Below are 297 nucleotides of genomic sequence, written 5' to 3' on the forward strand. Positions count from 1 at the left end.
TCTAAGTGTTTTGGGACGAGACACCCTCGACGGTCCGTCGTGACCATGACGTTCCATCGTGGGGTCTGTCGCTTCTGCCAGTTTTTCCAGAATTGAAATCTGCTGCTCAAAACGACTAAACAGGTCGTTACAATAGATACCAATTTATTCATCGTTTGTCCTGGAATGATCACAAGAAGAAAAACAAGGGCGAGAAAGAGTACCTGAATCTGTAAAAAGGTGTGGATATCTTTCATGCATATCAGCCTCCTTCTCCCAAGTGGACTCTTCAACCGGTCGATTCTTCCATTGCACCTT

General features: G+C 45.1%; 1 protein-coding gene. It reads right to left on the reverse strand.

All coding sequences use genetic code 11. The features are described 5' to 3' along the window. Positions 1–236: hypothetical protein (locus B1728_RS36600; RefSeq protein WP_218672337.1), on the reverse strand; the 236-nt coding region annotated here is incomplete at its 3' end. Positions 237–297: the final 61 nt, after the last annotated feature.

Source organism: Paenibacillus sp. 32352 (genome assembly GCF_002042965.1).
Classification (GTDB): Bacteria; Bacillota; Bacilli; order Paenibacillales; family NBRC-103111; genus Paenibacillus_S; species Paenibacillus_S vulneris.